Consider the following 19877-nt stretch of genomic DNA (forward strand, 5'->3'; position numbering starts at 1 on the left):
TTCGTTTCTTTCTCTTTGATTTCATCATACCATATTTATGATCCGCCGGGAATCATTACTTGTCACTAACCTATTACCTTGCATCCTTTTCGTATGGCTGCCCGCTGGCTTTCGGTGCTGAGGATTTCCCTACAAACAGGATCAGGATCATGATTGTAATGAGATACGGAAGCATTGCCAGAATGGACGAAGGAACTGCAAATCTTCCTCCTCCTAAAGTAACGGTAAGGGCCTGGGCCGCTCCAAATAACAGACAGGCAGCATAAGCCCCATGAGGAGTCCATTTACCAAAAATCACTGCCGCCAGTGCTATAAATCCCTGACCGCTGATTGCGGTGGGTGTAAACTGAGGGATGATGGCCAGGGTCATGGATGCACCGCCCAGTCCGGCTAAAATACCGGAAACCAGCACGCAGATATACCTGATTTTATAAACGTTTAGTCCCATGGTATCCGCAGCTGCCGGATGCTCTCCGACTGCCCTGATATGAAGCCCCCACTTTGTTTTATAAAGAAAGAACCAGATAAAAACAGCCAGCACAAACGCAATGACAACCGTAACATCAACATTTAAATTCTGAAACGCCTTTGAGTTTAAGCTTCCAAACACCTTTGGGATTTTATGAGGCACCGGGAGCGACATGGTGGCACCGTCAAAAAGCAGGCGGCATACAAACAGAGCCACACCGGGGCCGATCAAATTGATGGCAATACCGGAAATTGTCTGGTCTGCCTTACAAGTAATTGACGCAAAGGCATGGAGAAGGGCAATCACGCCTCCTGCCAGACCGGCTGCAAAAAATCCAACCCAGGCACTTCCTGAATAATAACCCACAGTAGCCCCTGTAACAGCTCCGATGGTCATCATTCCTTCTATACCAATATTGGTGACGCCGGACCGCTCCGACACCACTCCTCCCAATGCTGCAAATACCAAAGGAGTGGAATACATAAGTGTAATGCCTACAAATAGCATCAGACTGTTAAGCATGTTTCTTACCTCCCTTCGAAAACCGGTCCACCAGCGGCGGAATGATACGGGTCAGTGCCACGAAAAATACAATGACGCCGATAACGATGTTGATGATCTCTGATGGAGCCCCCACCTCGTACTGCAAAGACTGGCCGCCGTAAATCAGACCGCCAAACAGCAGTCCTGCAAAGATACAGCCAATTGGCGAACTTGCAGCAATCAGACAAACGGATAATCCGTTAAAGCCCGTATTTTCAAAGGCTGCCAATGTGGCAATCCCATGAGGAGAATTTCCGGTTATATAAAGAGAGGCAGCCAGTCCACAGATAGCCCCGGAAATAAGCATGGAATGTAAGATATTTCTATTTACATAAATCCCAGAAAATTCCGCTGCGCTCTTATTAAAGCCTACCGCTCTCAGTTCAAAACCTTTAGCCGTTTTATATAGAAGGAACCAGATAAACACAGCCAGAATGACTGCAATAATAATTCCTACGTTCACATCTGTTTTCAGTACGGTGCTGCGTAGAAATTCATTCTGAGCAAGTGCCGCTTTTCCCGCCTCTGTCGTCTTGTAATTTCCAAGGATCATCGTATATCCGGAACGGTTGATCGGGTATGTTCCAATGGTATCCGGCTTGTGAAATCGGTTTAAAGTGCATATATAATTGGAGAAATAAAGCGCAATCCAGTTGAGCATAATACTTGTAAGAACCTCATGGATGCCAAACTTCGCCTTTAAGAAACCTGCAATCCCACCATACAATGCCCCGGCAGCCACACCTGCAAGGACTACGAGAGGAATCTGAATCACCGGAGGGAAATCAAATAGAATTCCAACTACAGTAGAGGCCACACACCCCATAATAAACTGGCCTTCGGCTCCGATGTTAAAAAGTCCGGTCTTAAACGCAAATGCAACGCCGATTCCTGTGAGAATGATAGGCGTACTCTTAATGATTACATTGGAAATGTGTTTCGGACTGGAAAAGACTCCGTCAAACAGGACGGATAGTGAATGAACCGGCGGATATCCCGCCGCCGCGAGTATGATCCCCGCTACGATAAATCCAAAGAAAACAGCGATCAAAGTCATTGTTAATGGTTTTTTTAAAATCTTTATCGCTTTATCCATGATTCTTTCCTCCTGCCATTAACAGACCAATCGTATTTTCATCTACGGTTCCCTGCCTAAACGTATCTTGAATCTTTCCGTCGTAAATAACCGCTATGGTATCAGAAACGTTCATAACCTCGTCCAATTCAAAAGAGATCAAAAGCACCGCTTTTCCTTTGTCCCTTTCACGAATCAGAGTTTTATGCACTGTTTCAATGGCTCCTACGTCAAGTCCTCTGGTCGGCTGTACCGCAATCAGTATATCCGGATTCATGGCAACTTCACGTCCGATAATGACCTTCTGCTGATTTCCGCCGGAAAGTTCCCCCACACGTCTGGAACCGCAGTCATCCGGCCGGACATCATACGCCTCGATAAGGGTTTGGGTAAACTCTTCCATTTTCTTTCTGTTTAAAATCCCTTTTCTGGAAAATGGTTCTTTGCGGCAACGCTCCAATACCGCGTTCTCATTAACAGTGAAGTCAAGGACAAGGCCCCTTTTCTGCCGGTCCTCAGGTATGATGCTGACACCGCTGTCTATGACTGTCCTTGGGTTTGTGTTGTTAATCGGTTTTCCGCAGACCGTAATACTTCCTTTCTCTGCTGGAACCAGGCTGCTGATCGCTTCCACCAGCTCCTTCTGTCCGTTTCCGTCGATACCGGCGATCCCCACGATTTCTCCCTTACGGACCGTTAAATTCAGACCCTTTACTGCTTCAAGCTTTCTCTCGTTCTTTACAACAAGGTCTTTGATCTCTAATACCGTTTCTCCCGGCTTTGCCGGAGTTTTATCCACCACCAGTTTTACTTCATGGCCCACCATCAGCGCAGCCAGCTCTTGTCCGGAAACTTTCTCTACCGGAACCGTGTCAATGTATTCGCCCCGGCGAATAATCGTACAGGTATCGGAAGATGCCTTGATTTCCTTCAATTTATGAGTGATGATGATAATGGCTTTTCCGTCATCTATCAGATTGTGCATGATAGACAGAAGATCTTCAATTTCCTGAGGGGTTAAAACGGCTGTAGGCTCATCAAGGATTAATAATTCCGCTCCCCGGTACAACGCTTTCAGTATTTCCACTCTCTGCTGCATACCAACAGAAATATCGCAGATTTTCGCATCCGGGTCTACTGCCAGCCCGTATTTTTCAACGATATCTAAAATCTGTTTTCTGGCCTTCTTCATATCTACAATACCTGCGCGGGAGGTGGTTTCATTGCCTAAAATAATATTCTGTGTGACCGTGAAATCCTCCACCAGCATAAAATGCTGATGAACCATGCCAATGCCGTTTGCTATGGCCACATTAGGATTTTTTATGTCCACTTTTTTCCCATTGATAAAGATTTCTCCCTCATCGGCCTGATACAAACCGTACAGTACATTCATTAACGTCGATTTCCCCGCACCGTTTTCACCCAGAAGAGAATGAATGCTGCCCTTCTTAACATCCAGACTCATATCCTTCAAAGCGTAAAATGCCCCGAACCTTTTTGTGATTCCGTGCATCTGGACCGCATAATCGCTGTTTCCCGTGACCATGTCAATCTTTCTCCTTTCGGTTTTACACCGCAGGCTCTTTCGATTCCTGCGGTGTAAATTATTTCTCTTCTATTTAGCGATAAATGCTTCATATTCCTCTTTTGTGGTCGGTGGTGTCAGTTCTCCGTTTTTAATCTTATCCTTCACCTTTAAGGTATCTTCATAAACACCTTCTGCCATGTTGCCATGCTCCTCAGGAATTCCCACACAGTCTTCCTGTAAACCGAAGGTCAGGGTCTGACCGCCGATCTCCTTGCCGTTCATTGCTTCTTCCGATACTTCCTGAACTGCTTTACCAACTAATTTGAGAGCAGATGTCAGCACGTTTTCCGGTGCAAGATATGCCTGATCCCGATCTACACCGATTACCCACTTGTCCGCCTCTTTGGCAGCCTCGATTACACCGGTTCCTGTACCGCCGGCCGCATGATAGATCACATCACAGCCATCAGAATACATTCTTGCAGCAATTGCCTTTCCCTTAGCAGCATCACTAAAGCTCTCTGCATACTGTACAGAAATATCAATATCTTTTCCAAGCTCTTTTGCCGCATACTTTACGCCGGCTTCATAGCCGTACTGGAATTGGTCGATTAAGCCTGAGGAAATTCCGCCTACAAAACCTACTTTTCCAGTCTGTGTGGTACGTCCTGCCACATATCCAACCAGGAAGGATGGTTCCTGGGCACGGAACATTACTCCGGTCACATTGGAAGGTGTATTCTCATAAGCGTTGTCAATGATTGCATACTGGATATCAGGATTGCTTCCGGCTGCCTCCAGCACTGCATCGGCACAGGCATAACCTACGCCCCATAACAGATTGGCACCGCTGTCTCCCAGCCTCTCTAAATTCGTTACGAAATCCGATGCCTGCTTTGACTCGATGTAGTTAACTTCTGCACCGGTTTTGTTCTTTAACTCAGTAAGGCCTTCCCATGCTGACTGGTTAAAGGACTGGTCATTGATTCCGCCTGTATCCGTAATCATTGCAACGGAAAAGCTGCTCTTCCCTCCGGAAGTTTCCTCCTGGGCTTTTGTGGTCTCCGTTTTTCCGCCTCCGCAAGCCGTAAGTGACAGCACCATAGCCGCTGTTAAACCCAATACAATACCTTTTCTCATCATAACCTGATTCCTCCATTTTTCATTCTATACAATCTGTATTTCTTTAAACCCACATTGAACCGCCAACTCCTTTAATTTCTCCATTTGGTTCTGTGTAGGGCTTTTTCTATTTTCCATTTTGCCTCTTACCCCATAATTGCGGAATGTAATAAGCTTTAGCTTAAAATCCTCCAGATAAGGATTTACTTCGGCGGCCACTCCTCTGATGACATCCTCCATATCCACTTCTTTGTCTTCTGATGGACCGGAAGAAGATTCCCCTTCCAGGCATACCAGCCTTACTTCATATAATTTACCTACCTTGGCCAGATAATTTAGATTTTTTTTAACAACACTATTATCTTTACCAGTCAACCGCTGAAACACCTGGGAATCCCACGCTTTTACATCCAGCATAACTTTATCCGTCACAGCCATGAGCTCCGGGTGCTTTGTAAAATCCACACAGCCGTTGCTGTCCAGAAAACAGGATAACCCGGCTTTCCCTGCAAGCGTGAATAATTCTGTGATAAATTCTGGGTATAGGCCGCATTCGCCGCCGGATACCGTGATCCCCTGAATAAACGGTATATTTTTTGAAATCTGCTCCCAGATGTCCACAGCTTCCATCCAACGTACCTTTGGAGAAGCATAATTGGGACAGACCCGGATGCAATGATCACACTGGGTACAGACCGCCTCATTCCATATCACATTCTTTCCCGAAAGGGACAATGCACCTGCAGGACACTGGCTGACGCAAATGCCGCAGCCGTTGCACAGCCTCTGTGTCTCCGGGTTGTGGCAGTAAGCACAGGCGATATTACAGCCCTGGACAAATACTGCGGTCCGGCAGCCCGGCCCGTCCACTACGCTTAAGGGGATCATTTTGTTGATCGCGGCTTTCACTGCAGCCCCCTTACCTTCCGGTTCTCAAGATGAGCGTTGCGGTAATTATCACCGCCCAGATGTACTGTATTCTGCAATACGGCTTCACCTTCATAATATTTTTCCATCTCGCTCCGTTTGACCAGATATCCTGTTATCCGGACCAGATCACTGTCCGAGGCATAAAAACTTATATATTTGTCTCCCAGAGAAAAGGCTCCCTTTACAATATCCAGCATAGCGGCCGGATTGTTTCTTCCCGTGGGATCAAACGAGAAAATATCCGCACAGCCTGTTGGGAAAAACTTGTGGAACCTGGCGCTGTGACGAAGGTGGTCATACATGAGTTCCGGTTCCATCCCTACCGGAATCCGGACACCTGAGGTAATGCCATGGTCTGAATCAATGCCGACCTGTGCGTGAAGTGCAAAATGATTGTCAAAAACCTCTGAATAGACAGCTTTTGCGGAACCCGCATAATCCGCAATCACCTGCATGATCTGCTCTGCCAGGTCATCCGCTTCTTCATTGTGACCATATGTTTTTTGTGGATCTCCCATCAACATGTTGGTGCATTCCGCCAGCCCTACAACTCCGAACATAGCAAGGAACTTATCTCTGGAGATAAGACCCTCCGTAGAGAGGAATGAGGTCTCAAAGAAATTGGATTCTTCTACAAGGAAACGAATTCTTTCATTCATGTAGTCTCCCATGCAGGAAAGACAATCAGGTAATAACTCTGTTAAAAACTGTTCTCTGCCCTTTGCTTCCGCTGCTAACCTGGGAAGGACGATTCTCGCCAATGTGTAGGAACCTCCACCAATGGGAAGGATATTATAGCAGCTTGATATCCCGTAATCCCCGTAAGTGTCTTTGTGCATCTTGTGGTTACAGATAGCCGGGTTTGCACAGTACAGGGAAGTATAAAGGGCAAGCTCCGCATAAGAATCCGGGGTAATGTCCTTATCATATTTCAGAGTCAAATTGGGAACTGCATTCTGAAGTTCCTTTTCAAGCTTTAAAATCAGGCGGCCCGCTCTCGTTTCTTCCGGCCCCAGATTAGCATGGCAGAAACCATCGGTTATGGTCCGGTCCAAATAAATAAGGAACAGCTTCAGCTTTTTTTCCGCTTCCTCATCCGTCACCCCATTAAGAAACGGTTCAATCAGTTTATCAATGTTACCAAGATAAACTGGATAACTAGTGATAGAAGGGACGTGACGATACAGTATGGTTAAATACTGCAATACTTCATCCAGGTCCTTAGGCGCCTCCATCTGCAAAAATTCACAGCCGTTTTTAACTGCTTTTTCATAGTCCGGCATTATGTATCTGGGGCGGTAAGGAGCATGCCCTTCATCCAGATCGCAAATCGCACCAGTGTCCATATAATGGTGGGTTCTTTCGGGTATGGAAAGCACCTCCAGACTATTTTCCGCCGCATGGGCCAGGGCTACAACTTTCTGCTCATAAGTCAGGTTCTTTGATGTTACAATGTCTAAAATTTTATTCATGCATCCTACCTCTTTCATTTCAAGTCTTATCCATCATAAAAGGACTTATATCTCTGATACCCCTGAAATATTCACATTATAGCAATTACTTTTCACTATCTAAAGGACTTATGTCCTTTTTCAAGCAAAAATAATACGATTTGTACATAAGTAACATTTTTGTATGTACTATTTTAGTAAAAATCACAATAGATCCAATGGTATTTGTGCACTATAAACTAAAATATAATGAAAGCTTAGAATAATCATCGGAAAATAATACCATTTTAACAATAAAAAAAGAGCCGAAGCTCCTTATTAACTAAGGGCTTGGCTCTCAATTTTAATTATTCAACGATAGTAGCAACTCTACCTGAACCTACTGTACGGCCGCCTTCACGGATAGCGAAACGAAGACCCTGCTCCATAGCTACCGGATGAATCAGCTCTACAGACATTTCTACGTTATCACCAGGCATACACATCTCTGTGCCAGCTGGTAAATCGCAAACGCCAGTAACGTCAGTTGTTCTGAAATAGAACTGAGGTCTGTAGTTGTTGAAGAAAGGAGTATGACGTCCACCTTCATCTTTTGTTAAAACGTAAACCTGAGCGGTAAACTTCTTATGGCACTTTACAGAACCTGGTTTAACCAGACACTGACCTCTTTCGATATCAGTTCTCTGAACACCACGAAGTAATGCACCGATGTTATCACCAGCCTGAGCTTCGTCAAGCAGCTTACGGAACATCTCGATACCGGTTACAACAACCTTACGAGTCTCTTCATGGATACCAACGATTTCAACTTCATCAGATACATGTAAAGTACCACGCTCTACTCTACCGGTAGCAACGGTACCACGGCCTGTGATGGAGAAAACGTCCTCAACTGGCATTAAGAATGGCTTATCTGTCTCACGTACAGGATCTGGAACCCACTCATCTACTGCCTTCATTAATTCAAGAACCTTGTCGCCCCAAGAGCTTGTAGGATCTTCAAGAGCCTTTAAAGCAGAACCCTGGATGATTGGTGTATCATCGCCTGGGAATTCATACTCGTTTAACAGCTCACGGATTTCCATGTCTACTAATTCAAGTAATTCTGCATCGTCAACCATATCGCACTTGTTCATGAATACAACGATGTAAGGAACGCCTACCTGACGGGAAAGCAGGATGTGCTCTCTGGTCTGAGCCATAACACCATCGGTAGCAGCTACAACTAAGATAGCGCCGTCCATCTGAGCAGCACCAGTGATCATGTTCTTAACGTAGTCAGCATGTCCTGGGCAGTCAACGTGTGCATAGTGTCTCTTCTCTGTCTCATACTCAACGTGAGAAGTAGAAATTGTGATACCACGCTCTCTCTCTTCTGGAGCCTTATCGATATTCTCGAAAGCTACTGCCTGTCCAGTACCTAATCTTTCATGAAGAGTCTTTGTGATTGCAGCTGTTAAAGTAGTTTTGCCGTGGTCAACGTGACCAATAGTACCGATGTTACAATGGGTTTTGTTTCTTTCAAACTTAGCTTTAGCCATTTTATAACGTCCTCCTTAATTTATGCTCTATTTGAGCTTTAATTTTTATGTTAGGCTGTTTTTTATTATATGCTATTTGTGCACTATTTTCAAGCCTATTTGACGGATTCCAGGCAGTCAAAGCTGCCTGAAACCCAGTGGAACCTGTTAGGAATTATTTGCCCTTTTTCTCTGCAAGAACTTTTTCCTGTACACTCTTCGGTACCTGCTCATATTTCTCGAAGAACATGGAGTAGTTACCGCGTCCCTGTGTTTTGGAACGTAAATCTGTAGAATAACCGAACATCTCTGCTAACGGAACATATGCTTTAACCATCTTTCCGCCGCCGATGTCTTCCATACCTTCGATACGGCCACGACGGGAGTTAATATCACCGATAACATCGCCCATATAATCTTCTGGCATGGTTACTTCTACCTTCATGATCGGCTCAAGAAGAATGGCTCCACCCTTGTTCATAGCATCCTTAAACGCCATGGAACCGGCGATGTGGAATGCCATTTCACTGGAGTCTACCTCATGGTAGGAACCGTCGTATACGTTTGCCTTAACACCCAGTACCGGGAATCCGCCCAGAATACCGGACTTAGTAGCTTCCTCGATACCTTGGCCGACTGCCGGAATGTATTCCTTCGGAATCGCACCACCGACAACGGAAGACTCAAACTTAAAGGTCTCTTCGCCGTTAGGATCCATCGGCTCAAAACGAACCTTACAGTGTCCGTACTGTCCACGTCCACCAGACTGTTTCGCATACTTGCTGTCAACTTCAATAGACTTTGTAAATGTCTCCTTATAAGCAACCTGAGGAGCACCTACATTGGCTTCTACGTTGAACTCACGAAGCAGACGGTCTACGATGATCTCCAGATGAAGTTCACCCATACCGGAAATGATAACCTGGCCAGTTTCCTGGTTGGTCTTTGCACGGAAGGTAGGATCTTCTTCTGCAAGTTTTGCTAAAGCTTCGCCCATCTTGCCCTGACCAGCTTTGGTCTTTGGCTCGATAGCGATATCGATAACCGGCTCTGGGAATTCCATGGATTCCAGAATTACCGGATGCTGTTCGTCACAGATCGTGTCACCAGTTGTTGTAATCTTAAAACCAACAGCAGCAGCGATATCACCGGAATATACTTTGTCCAGCTCAGATCTCTTGTTGGCATGCATCTGAAGGATACGTCCAACACGCTCTTTTTTGCCCTTGGTTGCATTCAGCACATAGGAACCGGAATTCATAATACCGGAATATACGCGGAAGAATGCCAGCTTTCCAACAAACGGGTCTGTCATGATCTTAAATGCAAGAGCAGAAAATGGCTCTTCATCAGAAGAATGACGCTCGATTTCATTGCCGTCCATATCAACACCCTTAATAGAAGGAATGTCAGTAGGAGCAGGCATAAACTCAAGAACTGCATCAAGGAGCTTCTGAACACCCTTGTTTCTGTATGCGCTACCGCAGCATACAGGAATAGCTGTACAATTACAGGTTGCAGTTCTTAATACTTTCTTTAATTCATCTACGGAAGGCTCTTCACCTTCCAGGTATACCATCATTAAGTCATCATCTAACTCGCAGATTTTTTCAACTAATTCGGCACGGTAAAGCTCTGCATCATCCTGCAGATCTTCTGGGATATCAACGACAGAAACATCATCGCCCTTATCACCGTTAAAGATATAAGCCTTCATTTCGAACAGATCGATGAGTCCCTTGAATTCATCTTCTGCACCGATAGGCAGCTGAATGCAGATTGCATTCTTGCCCAGACGGGTTTTGATCTGTTCAACAGCGCCGTAAAAATTTGCACCCATGATATCCATCTTGTTGATGAATGCCATACGTGGAACGTTGTAGGTATCAGCCTGACGCCATACGTTCTCGGACTGTGGTTCAACACCGCCCTTTGCACAGAATACGCCTACGGCGCCATCCAGTACACGTAAGGAACGCTCAACCTCTACTGTAAAGTCAACGTGTCCTGGAGTATCAATGATGTTGATACGATACTCAGGAGCGCCCGGCTTCACCTGGCAATTTTCATGCATGGTCCAGTGGCAAGTTGTAGCAGCTGAAGTAATTGTGATACCTCTTTCCTGCTCCTGCTCCATCCAGTCCATGGTGGCAGTACCTTCATGAGTATCACCGATTTTGTAGTTTACACCAGTATAATAGAGGATACGCTCGGTCAATGTAGTTTTACCTGCATCGATATGGGCCATAATACCAATATTTCTGGTTCTTTCCAATGGATATTCTCTTCCAGCCAAAGCTTTTTCCTCCTATTAGAATCTGTAGTGAGAGAATGCCTTGTTTGCCTCAGCCATCTTGTGCATATCTTCTTTCTTCTTTACAGCAGCACCGGTGTTGTTGGCAGCATCCATTATCTCATTAGCAAGTCTTTCTTCCTGAGTCTTTTCGCCTCTCTTACGAGAGAACAGAGTAATCCATCTTAAGGCTAAAGTCTGTCTTCTCTCCGGTCTTACTTCGATCGGCACCTGATAGGTAGCTCCACCGATACGTTTTGCCTTTACTTCAAGTACAGGCATAATGTTGTTCATAGCTTCTTCGAATACTTCAACGGCTGGTTTACCAGTCTTTTCTTCTACACGGGTAAATGCACCGTATACGATCTTCTGAGCAACACCCTTTTTACCATCATACATGATGTTGTTAATCAGCTTTGTAACAACTTTGTTATTATAAAGCGGATCCACTAATACGTCTCTTTTTTGAGTATGTCCTTTACGTGGCACGTTACTTCCCTCCTTAATATGGCCGTTCAGCCTTTACCGACTAATCGGCTATTCATTAGATCCTAGGTACTCACAAACATTCAAGTTGCGTTCGCGCTCGGTTTCTATATATATAACCCTGCAACCTACAGGTTCAATATCTAAAGTCCGGCACTAGAAATTCAAATGTGTGGTCTAATTATTTTTTATCTTTCGGTCTCTTTGCACCATACTTGGAACGAGCCTGTCTTCTGTTTGCTACTCCTGCGGTATCAAGTGTACCTCTGACGATATGGTATCTGGTACCTGGTAAGTCTTTTACTCTACCGCCACGGATTAAAACAACGCTATGCTCCTGAAGGTTATGACCTTCACCTGGGATGTAACTTGTTACTTCGATTCCATTAGAAAGACGTACTCTGGCGATCTTTCTAAGAGCTGAGTTAGGCTTTTTAGGTGTAGCAGTTTTAACTGCCGTGCAGACACCCCTCTTCTGTGGAGCAGAAATATCAGTTGCCTTCTTCTGTAAAGAGTTGTAACCCTTCTGCAGAGCTGGTGCCTGAGATTTCTTTGCGCTTGTCTGTCTACCCTTTCTTACTAACTGGTTAAATGTTGGCATTCCATTCACCTCCTGTGATATTGTCTGTGGTTGCTGTTATCTTCAGCTTAATTTACGCACAAAAACATGACGCGTTAATGCACGCCTAATTATTATATACATTTTGTATTTTTCTGTCAAGGATTTTTTTCAAATAGGCATTGCCGGTCTACTAAAAAACAAAATTTCTAAAAAATAAGAGCATTCAATGCCTGAAACCCGGAGCAGGAATTTCAGAAAACTCCAGCTCCGGGTTTTGCAATTTAAGGATTATCTCATTGCTTATTCTTCTATCTCGTTCTCGTCAATATCCAGAACCTCTTCCGCCTCATTGAATCCATCTTCTGCCAAAAGAATCTCATCCTCATCCTCTAACAGCTTGATCTCATCCTTGTCTTCGAAAGCTGAATCTGTATTCAGTCCGATGGTGCGGTAACGCTTCATACCGGTACCTGCCGGAATCGGCTTACCGATGATTACGTTCTCCTTCAGACCAATTAAGTGATCGACCTTGCCATTAATCGCAGCTTCGGTCAGAACCTTTGTAGTCTCCTGGAAGGAAGCGGCGGATAAGAAGGAATCAGTAGCCAGAGATGCCTTTGTAATACCAAGCATAACCTGCTTTCCTTCTGCCGGGTTCTTTCCTTCTGCAAGAAGAGCTTCGTTTAAGTCATTGTAATCCAGAACATCCATGGAGGTTCCCGGAAGCACATCACTGTCTCCGCTCTCCTCGATTTTGATCTTCTTAAGCATCTGTCTTACGATCATCTCAACGTGCTTATCATTGATCTCAACACCCTGTAAACGGTATACACGCTGTACTTCCTGGATCATGTAATCCTGGACAGCACGAACACCTTTGATCTTTAGGATATCGTGTGGGTTCACACTACCTTCTGTCAGCTCATCACCGGCCTCTAGCACCTGGCCATCCTGAACCTTGATTCTGGATCCGTAAGGGATCAGATAGGTCTTGGAATTGCCTGTTTCGTTCTCCGTAACAATAATCTCCCGCTTTTTCTTAGTGTCCTTAATGGCCACTACGCCGCTGAATTCTGCAATGATTGCAAGACCCTTTGGCTTACGAGCCTCAAAAAGCTCCTCGACACGGGGAAGACCCTGGGTAATATCGCCACCGGCAACACCGCCGGTATGGAAGGTACGCATGGTCAGCTGGGTTCCTGGCTCACCGATGGACTGTGCAGCTATGATACCGACTGCTTCACCTACCTGAACCGGCTGTCCGGTTGCCATGTTGGCACCGTAACATTTTGCGCAGACACCCATATGGGATTTACAGGTTAATACGGTACGGATTTTCACGGAATCACGGCCAAGCTTCTTTAACACGTTCATAACCGCAGCTGCACGCTTCGGTGTACACATGTGGTTCGCCTTTACGATTACTTCTCCGGTATCCGGATCTGTAATAGTTTCTGCAATGAACCGTCCTGTGAGACGCTCCTGCAGGCCTTCAATGGTTTCCTGACCATCCGTGAATGCTTTGATCTCCATAAACGGAGTATCCTTGCCTTCGCAGCAGTCGATCTCACGGATAATCATATCCTGGGAAACGTCTACGAGACGTCTGGTCAAATAACCGGAGTCAGCCGTACGGAGAGCCGTATCGGAAAGTCCTTTACGTGCACCGTGAGCGGAGATAAAGTACTCCAGTACGTCAAGACCTTCACGGAAGTTGGACTTGATAGGAAGTTCGATGGTGTGACCGGTTGTATCGGCCATAAGTCCACGCATACCTGCAAGCTGTTTGATCTGTTTATCAGAACCACGGGCTCCGGAATCGGCCATCATATAGATGTTGTTGTATTTATCAAGTCCGGTCAGCAGATCATGGGTCAACTGATCATCAGTTACTTTCCATGTGTCAATTACTTCTTTATAACGCTCTTCCTCCGTAATAAGTCCGCGGCGGAAGTTCTTTGCAATCTGGTCAACCGTTGCCTGTGCATCGGCAATCAGCTTCGGTTTGCTCTCCGGTACTGTCATGTCGGAAATGGAAACGGTCATAGCGGCTTTGGTAGAGTATTTATAACCGATGGCCTTAATATCATCTAAGGTTTCTGCAGTCTGAACTGCACCATGAACGTTAATAACCTTTTCAAGGATCTGCTTTAACTGCTTCTTTCCTACATGGAAATCAACTTCCATCAGAAGTTCGTTGCCTGGAATCGTCCGGTCAACAAAGCCAAGGTCCTGAGGAACGATCTCATTGAAAATGAAACGTCCTACAGTTGATTCTACGGCTCCGGTCTTTATGGTACCATCCGCCATTTTTTTGCTCACTCTGGCTTTAATTCTGGAATGAAGGGTAACTGCCTGGTTTTCGTAAGCGAGAATGGCTTCATTCACACTCTTAAATACCATTCCTTCGCCCTTGGCTCCCGGCCTCTCCTGGGTCAGGTAGTAAATACCAAGAACCATATCCTGTGAAGGAACTGCCACAGGACCACCGTCTGACGGCTTTAATAAGTTGTTAGGCGATAACAGAAGGAAACGGCATTCTGCCTGTGCTTCTACGGAAAGAGGCAGATGGACTGCCATCTGGTCTCCGTCAAAGTCGGCGTTAAACGCGGTACAAACCAGAGGGTGAAGCTTAATTGCTTTACCTTCTACCAGAATTGGCTCAAATGCCTGAATACCAAGTCTATGAAGGGTAGGCGCACGGTTTAACATAACCGGATGTTCCTTGATAACATCTTCCAGAACATCCCAGACTTCTGTCTGAAGACGCTCTACCATCTTTTTTGCATTCTTTATATTGTGAGCGGTTCCGTTGGAAACCAGCTCTTTCATTACGAAAGGCTTAAACAGCTCGATCGCCATTTCTTTTGGCAGACCGCACTGGTATATCTTAAGCTCCGGTCCTACTACGATAACAGAACGGCCGGAATAGTCAACACGCTTTCCTAAAAGGTTCTGACGGAAACGGCCCTGTTTTCCCTTTAACATATCGGAAAGAGACTTTAAGGCACGGTTTCCCGGTCCGGTTACCGGTCTGCCCCTTCTGCCGTTGTCGATGAGCGCATCCACCGCTTCCTGAAGCATACGCTTTTCGTTGCGGACAATGATGTCCGGAGCTCCCAGCTCCAAGAGACGGGCAAGACGGTTGTTACGGTTTATGATTCTTCTGTATAAATCATTTAAGTCAGAGGTAGCAAAACGGCCGCCGTCAAGCTGTACCATAGGACGGATATCCGGCGGAATTACCGGAACCACTGTCATGATCATCCACTCAGGCAAGTTGCCGGAGTTGCGGAATGCTTCCACGACCTCAAGTCTCTTGATAATCCTGGCACGCTTCTGTCCGGTCGCTTCCTTTAACCCCTTCTTTAACTCCTCAGAGTCCTTTTCAAGGTCAATAGACTGTAAGAGCTCCAGAATAGCTTCAGCTCCCATTCCTACGCGGAAGGCGCCGTAGCCGTATTTTTCCATTTCTTCCCGGTATTCTTTTTCCGATAAGACCTGCTTATACTGCAATCCCGTATTTCCGGCATCAAGAACCACATAAGATGCGAAATAAAGCACCTTTTCTAAGGTTCTCGGAGAAATATCCAGGATCAGACCCATACGGCTGGGAATTCCCTTAAAATACCAGATGTGGGAAACAGGAGCCGCAAGCTGTATATGGCCCATACGCTCTCTGCGGACACTGGCCTTGGTTACTTCAACGCCGCATCGGTCACAGATAACGCCTTTGTACCGGATTTTCTTATATTTACCACAATGGCATTCCCAGTCTTTGCTTGGTCCGAAGATCCGTTCACAGAACAAACCGTCTTTTTCCGGCTTTAAGGTCCTGTAGTTGATTGTCTCAGGCTTTTTAACCTCACCATGGGACCACTCCAGAATCTTCTCCGGAGATGCCAAACCGATCTTTATGGCATCAAATGTCATTGGGTGGTAAGTTTCATTGTTTTCAGGCATGAGCGGTTCTCCCTTCTATTATTCTTCGTCTGAATCGTCAAATTCTGCGTCATCGAAATCCTCAAAAGAATCGTCGACACCGTCTGCTTCTACTTCCTCTATTTCCTCTTCTTCCTCTTCTTCCACACTTACCAGCTCAGCATCCTTGAATTCCTGCTTCTGATAACCGTAGTTGCCAAAGGACTCTTCATCCCGGTAACGTCTGTCGCCCTCAATGATGGATCTTAAATCAGTCTCTTCATAATCGGTGCTTTCCGCAATCTGAACCTCTGTATTGTCATCACGCAGCACTCTTACATCCAGCGCCAGTGACTGAAGCTCTTTTAACAATACCTTAAAGGATTCAGGAATTCCCGGTTCAGGAATATTATCACCCTTGATGATGGCCTCGTAGGTCTTCACACGACCCACCACGTCATCGGATTTCACGGTCATGATCTCCTGCAGTGTGTAGGAAGCGCCATAAGCCTCCAGGGCCCAAACCTCCATCTCTCCGAAACGCTGGCCGCCGAACTGGGCTTTACCGCCGAGAGGCTGCTGGGTAACCAGAGAGTAAGGACCTGTGGAACGGGCATGAATCTTATCGTCAACCAGATGGTGAAGCTTCAAATAATGCATGTGGCCAATGGTAACCGGGCTGTCAAAGAACTCGCCGGTACGTCCGTCACGAAGACGAACCTTACCGTCACGGTTAATAGGAACACCCTTCCACAATTCCTTGTGATCCAGGTGATCACCCAGATACTCGATAACCTCAGGCTTTAAGGTATCATTATATTTCTCCTGGAAATCTTCCCACTCCATATTTACATAGTCGTTGGCTACATCCAGGGTATCCATAATGTCAATCTCGTTTGCACCGTCAAATACCGGAGTGGATACGTTAAATCCAAGAGCTCTAGCCGCAAGGCTTAAGTGGATCTCAAGCACCTGTCCGATATTCATACGGGACGGCACGCCCAGAGGGTTTAATACGATATCTAACGGACGGCCATTGGGCAGGAACGGCATATCTTCTACAGGGAGTACACGGGAAACAACACCCTTGTTACCATGACGGCCGGCCATCTTATCACCTACAGAGATCTTTCTCTTCTGGGCAATGTAAATGCGTACGGTCTGGTTCACACCTGGGGAAAGTTCGTCGCCGTTTTCTCTTGTAAATACTTTTGCATCTACGATAATTCCGTAAGCACCGTGAGGTACCTTTAAGGACGTATCGCGGACTTCTCTTGCCTTCTCGCCAAAGATGGCACGTAACAGACGCTCCTCTGCAGTCAGCTCGGTCTCTCCCTTAGGAGTAACCTTTCCAACCAGAATATCACCAGCGCGGACTTCCGCACCGATTCTTATGATTCCTCTTTCGTCAAGATCCTTTAAGGCATCCTCACCAACACCAGGAACATCTCTTGTGATCTCTTCCGGCCCTAACTTGGTATCACGGGCTTCCGCCTCATATTCCTCAATATGAACAGAAGTGTAAACATCTTCCTGTACCAGCTTTTCGCTTAAGAGAACCGCATCCTCGTAATTGTAACCTTCCCAGGTCATGAAGCCGATCAGAGGGTTCTTACCGAGAGCGATCTCACCATTCTGAGTGGATGGGCCGTCTGCAATAACTTCTCCCTTTTCCACATGGTTGCCCTTATATACGATTGGCTTTTGGTTATAACAGTTAGACTGGTTGCTTCTTTTAAATTTAGTTAGGCGGTAAACATCTTTTCCGCCGTCGGAATCTCTCTTAATGATGATTTCGTTGGAAGCGGAGCGCTCCACAACGCCGGTATTTCTGGCAACAACACAAACGCCAGAGTCTACCGCTGCCTTTGATTCCATGCCGGTTCCTACGACTGGGGTCTCTGTGGTCAGCAGAGGCACGGCCTGACGCTGCATGTTTGATCCCATGAGCGCACGGTTCGCATCGTCGTTTTCAAGGAAAGGAATCATGGCAGTTGCAACGGAAAATACCATCTTCGGAGAAACGTCCATAAGATCAATGTTTTTCCTCTGGAATTCGGAAGTTTCTTCACGGAAACGTCCGGAAATATTCTTATGAACGAAATGGCCATCATCATCAATCGGCTCATTCGCCTGTGCAACCACGAAATTATCTTCTTCGTCAGCTGTCAGGTAAACGACTTCATCCGTAACCACCGGATTCTGGGCATTGGTCTTATCCACCACGCGGTAAGGAGCTTCTACAAATCCATACTGGTTTACCCTTGCATAAGTAGCGAGGGAGTTGATCAGACCGATGTTAGGACCTTCCGGGGTCTCAATCGGGCACATACGTCCATAATGGGTGTAGTGAACATCTCGGACCTCAAATCCGGCACGGTCTCTGGAAAGACCGCCAGGTCCCAATGCGGATAAACGTCTCTTATGAGTCAGCTCTGCCAGCGGGTTGTTCTGATCCATGAACTGTGACAGCTGGGAACTTCCAAAGAACTCCTTTACTGCTGCTGTAACAGGTTTTATGTTAATCAATGACTGAGGTGTAATGCCATCCATATCCTGTGTTGTCATACGTTCCCTGACTACACGCTCCATTCTGGAAAGACCGATACGGTACTGGTTCTGTAAAAGCTCACCAACGGCACGGATTCTACGATTTCCCAAATGGTCGATATCATCAGCCATTCCCACTTCTTCTTCCAGATGCATGTTGTAGTTAATGGAAGCTAAAATATCTTCCTTTGTAATATGCTTAGGAATCAGTTCGTTAATATTTCTGTGAAGTGCTTTTTTAAGAGCCTCTTCATCAGCGCTTCCAGCTTCTGCCAGGATTTTTTCAAGTGCAGGATAGAATACTAATTCTGTAATACCTGCTTCCTTTGGATCAAAGTTTACAAAAGAACTTAAATCAACCATTAAGTTGGAAAGGACCTTTTGCTTACGCTCCACTCCCTCCAGCCATACAAACGGAACAGCCGCATTCTGAATGTCGATTGCAAGCTGCTTGTCTACTGTGCTTCCAGCCTCTGCTAAAATTTCTCCGGTTGTGGTGTCAACCACATCCTCAGCAAGAACATGGCCTGCAATACGGTTTTTAAAATGAAGCTTTTTATTGAATTTATATCTACCGACCTTTGCAAGATCGTATCTTCTGGGGTCAAAGAACATACTATTTAACAAACTTTCAGCACTATCAACAGATAAAGGTTCACCTGGGCGGATCTTCTTATATAACTCCAATAAGCCATCCTGGTAATTATCGGAAGTATCCTTACCAAAGCTGGCTAATAATTTTGGTTCTTCACCGAACAGTTCAATAATTTCCGCGTTGGTGCCAAAGCCCAGGGCACGGATCAGCACGGTAACCGGAACCTTTCTGGTTCTATCTACACGAACGTAGAAAATGTCATTGGAGTCTGTTTCATACTCCAGCCATGCACCCCTGTTCGGGATTACAGTACAGGCATAAAGCTCTTTCCCTACCTTGTCATGTTCGATACCATAATATATACCTGGGGAACGTACCAACTGGCTAACAATAACTCGCTCGGCACCGTTGATCACAAAGGAACCGGTATCTGTCATAAGCGGAAGATCACCCATGAAGATCTCATGTTCATTAATCTCATCTTTATCTTTATTGCAAAGCCTTACCTTTACCTTTAAAGGAGCTGCATAGGTTGCATCTCTTTCTTTGCATTCTTCTATTGTGTACTTGAGGTCATCCTTACATAATGTAAAGTTGACAAACTCAAGACTTAAGTGTCCTGCAAAGTCTGCAATCGGAGAGATGTCTTCAAAGACTTCCTTTAATCCTTCATCAAGGAACCACTGATAGGAATTCTTTTGAATCTCAATCAGGTTAGGCATCTCAAGCACTTCTTTTTGTCTTGAGAAGCTCATTCTCAGGCTCTTACCGGCTGGGACCGGACGCATTCTGCTTTTCTCCATTGACGTTTCACCCCTGTTTTCTTTCT

Annotated in this window: 12 protein-coding genes; all 12 read right to left on the reverse strand. The window is 45.7% G+C overall.

Annotation, left to right across the window (positions count from 1 at the left end):
• Positions 1 to 73 precede the first annotated feature (73 nt).
• Positions 74 to 991, reverse strand: coding sequence for an ABC transporter permease (locus tag ACHZES_RS11515; RefSeq protein WP_038281372.1), 918 nt, complete (start codon positions 989 to 991; stop codon positions 74 to 76).
• On the reverse strand, positions 984 to 2108 hold the full coding sequence (locus tag ACHZES_RS11520; protein WP_154524705.1) for an ABC transporter permease: 1125 nt from the start codon (positions 2106 to 2108) through the stop codon (positions 984 to 986). Before ACHZES_RS11520 ends, ACHZES_RS11515 begins: the two co-directional genes overlap by 8 nt.
• Positions 2101 to 3636, reverse strand: coding sequence for an ABC transporter ATP-binding protein (locus tag ACHZES_RS11525; protein WP_154524707.1), 1536 nt, complete (start codon positions 3634 to 3636; stop codon positions 2101 to 2103). The genes ACHZES_RS11520 and ACHZES_RS11525 overlap by 8 nt, the downstream gene beginning before the upstream one ends.
• A 69-nt stretch (positions 3637 to 3705) precedes the next feature.
• The gene (locus ACHZES_RS11530; RefSeq protein WP_395548932.1) at positions 3706 to 4761 is read right to left on the reverse strand and encodes a BMP family ABC transporter substrate-binding protein; all 1056 of its coding nucleotides are present in this window, start codon (positions 4759 to 4761) and stop codon (positions 3706 to 3708) included.
• A 24-nt stretch (positions 4762 to 4785) separates the two neighbouring features.
• Positions 4786 to 5649 (reverse strand): YjjW family glycine radical enzyme activase, encoded by an 864-nt coding sequence (locus ACHZES_RS11535; RefSeq protein ID WP_395548933.1) that lies wholly within the window; start codon positions 5647 to 5649, stop codon positions 4786 to 4788.
• Entirely contained in the window at positions 5646 to 7142 is a 1497-nt protein-coding gene (locus ACHZES_RS11540; protein WP_154524709.1) for a YjjI family glycine radical enzyme, read from the reverse strand. The genes ACHZES_RS11535 and ACHZES_RS11540 overlap by 4 nt, the downstream gene beginning before the upstream one ends.
• Positions 7143 to 7468: 326 nt before the next feature.
• A complete protein-coding gene (gene tuf, locus ACHZES_RS11545) occupies positions 7469 to 8662 on the reverse strand; it encodes an elongation factor Tu (RefSeq protein ID WP_038281376.1) in 1194 nt (397 codons plus the stop codon).
• A gap of 154 nt (positions 8663 to 8816) precedes the next feature.
• Positions 8817 to 10937 (reverse strand): elongation factor G, encoded by a 2121-nt coding sequence (gene fusA / locus ACHZES_RS11550; protein ID WP_038281377.1) that lies wholly within the window; start codon positions 10935 to 10937, stop codon positions 8817 to 8819.
• Positions 10938 to 10952: 15 nt separating this feature from the next.
• On the reverse strand, positions 10953 to 11423 hold the full coding sequence (gene rpsG / locus ACHZES_RS11555; RefSeq protein ID WP_013274355.1) for a 30S ribosomal protein S7: 471 nt from the start codon (positions 11421 to 11423) through the stop codon (positions 10953 to 10955).
• A gap of 178 nt (positions 11424 to 11601) precedes the next feature.
• Positions 11602 to 12021: a 30S ribosomal protein S12 gene (gene rpsL, locus ACHZES_RS11560; protein WP_038281378.1), complete on the reverse strand. Its 420-nt coding sequence runs from the start codon at positions 12019 to 12021 to the stop codon at positions 11602 to 11604.
• Between the two features lie 261 nt (positions 12022 to 12282).
• Positions 12283 to 15945 carry a DNA-directed RNA polymerase subunit beta' gene (rpoC, locus tag ACHZES_RS11565; RefSeq protein ID WP_038281379.1) on the reverse strand — a complete coding sequence of 1221 codons (3663 nt, stop codon included), beginning with the start codon at positions 15943 to 15945 and terminating at the stop codon, positions 12283 to 12285.
• Between the two features lie 18 nt (positions 15946 to 15963).
• The gene (locus ACHZES_RS11570; RefSeq protein WP_195841149.1) at positions 15964 to 19851 is read right to left on the reverse strand and encodes a DNA-directed RNA polymerase subunit beta; all 3888 of its coding nucleotides are present in this window, start codon (positions 19849 to 19851) and stop codon (positions 15964 to 15966) included.
• Between the last annotated feature and the right edge of the window lie 26 nt (positions 19852 to 19877).

The sequence above is a fragment of the Lacrimispora sanguinis genome (assembly GCF_044987295.1).
Classification (GTDB): Bacteria; Bacillota; Clostridia; order Lachnospirales; family Lachnospiraceae; genus Lacrimispora; species Lacrimispora celerecrescens_B.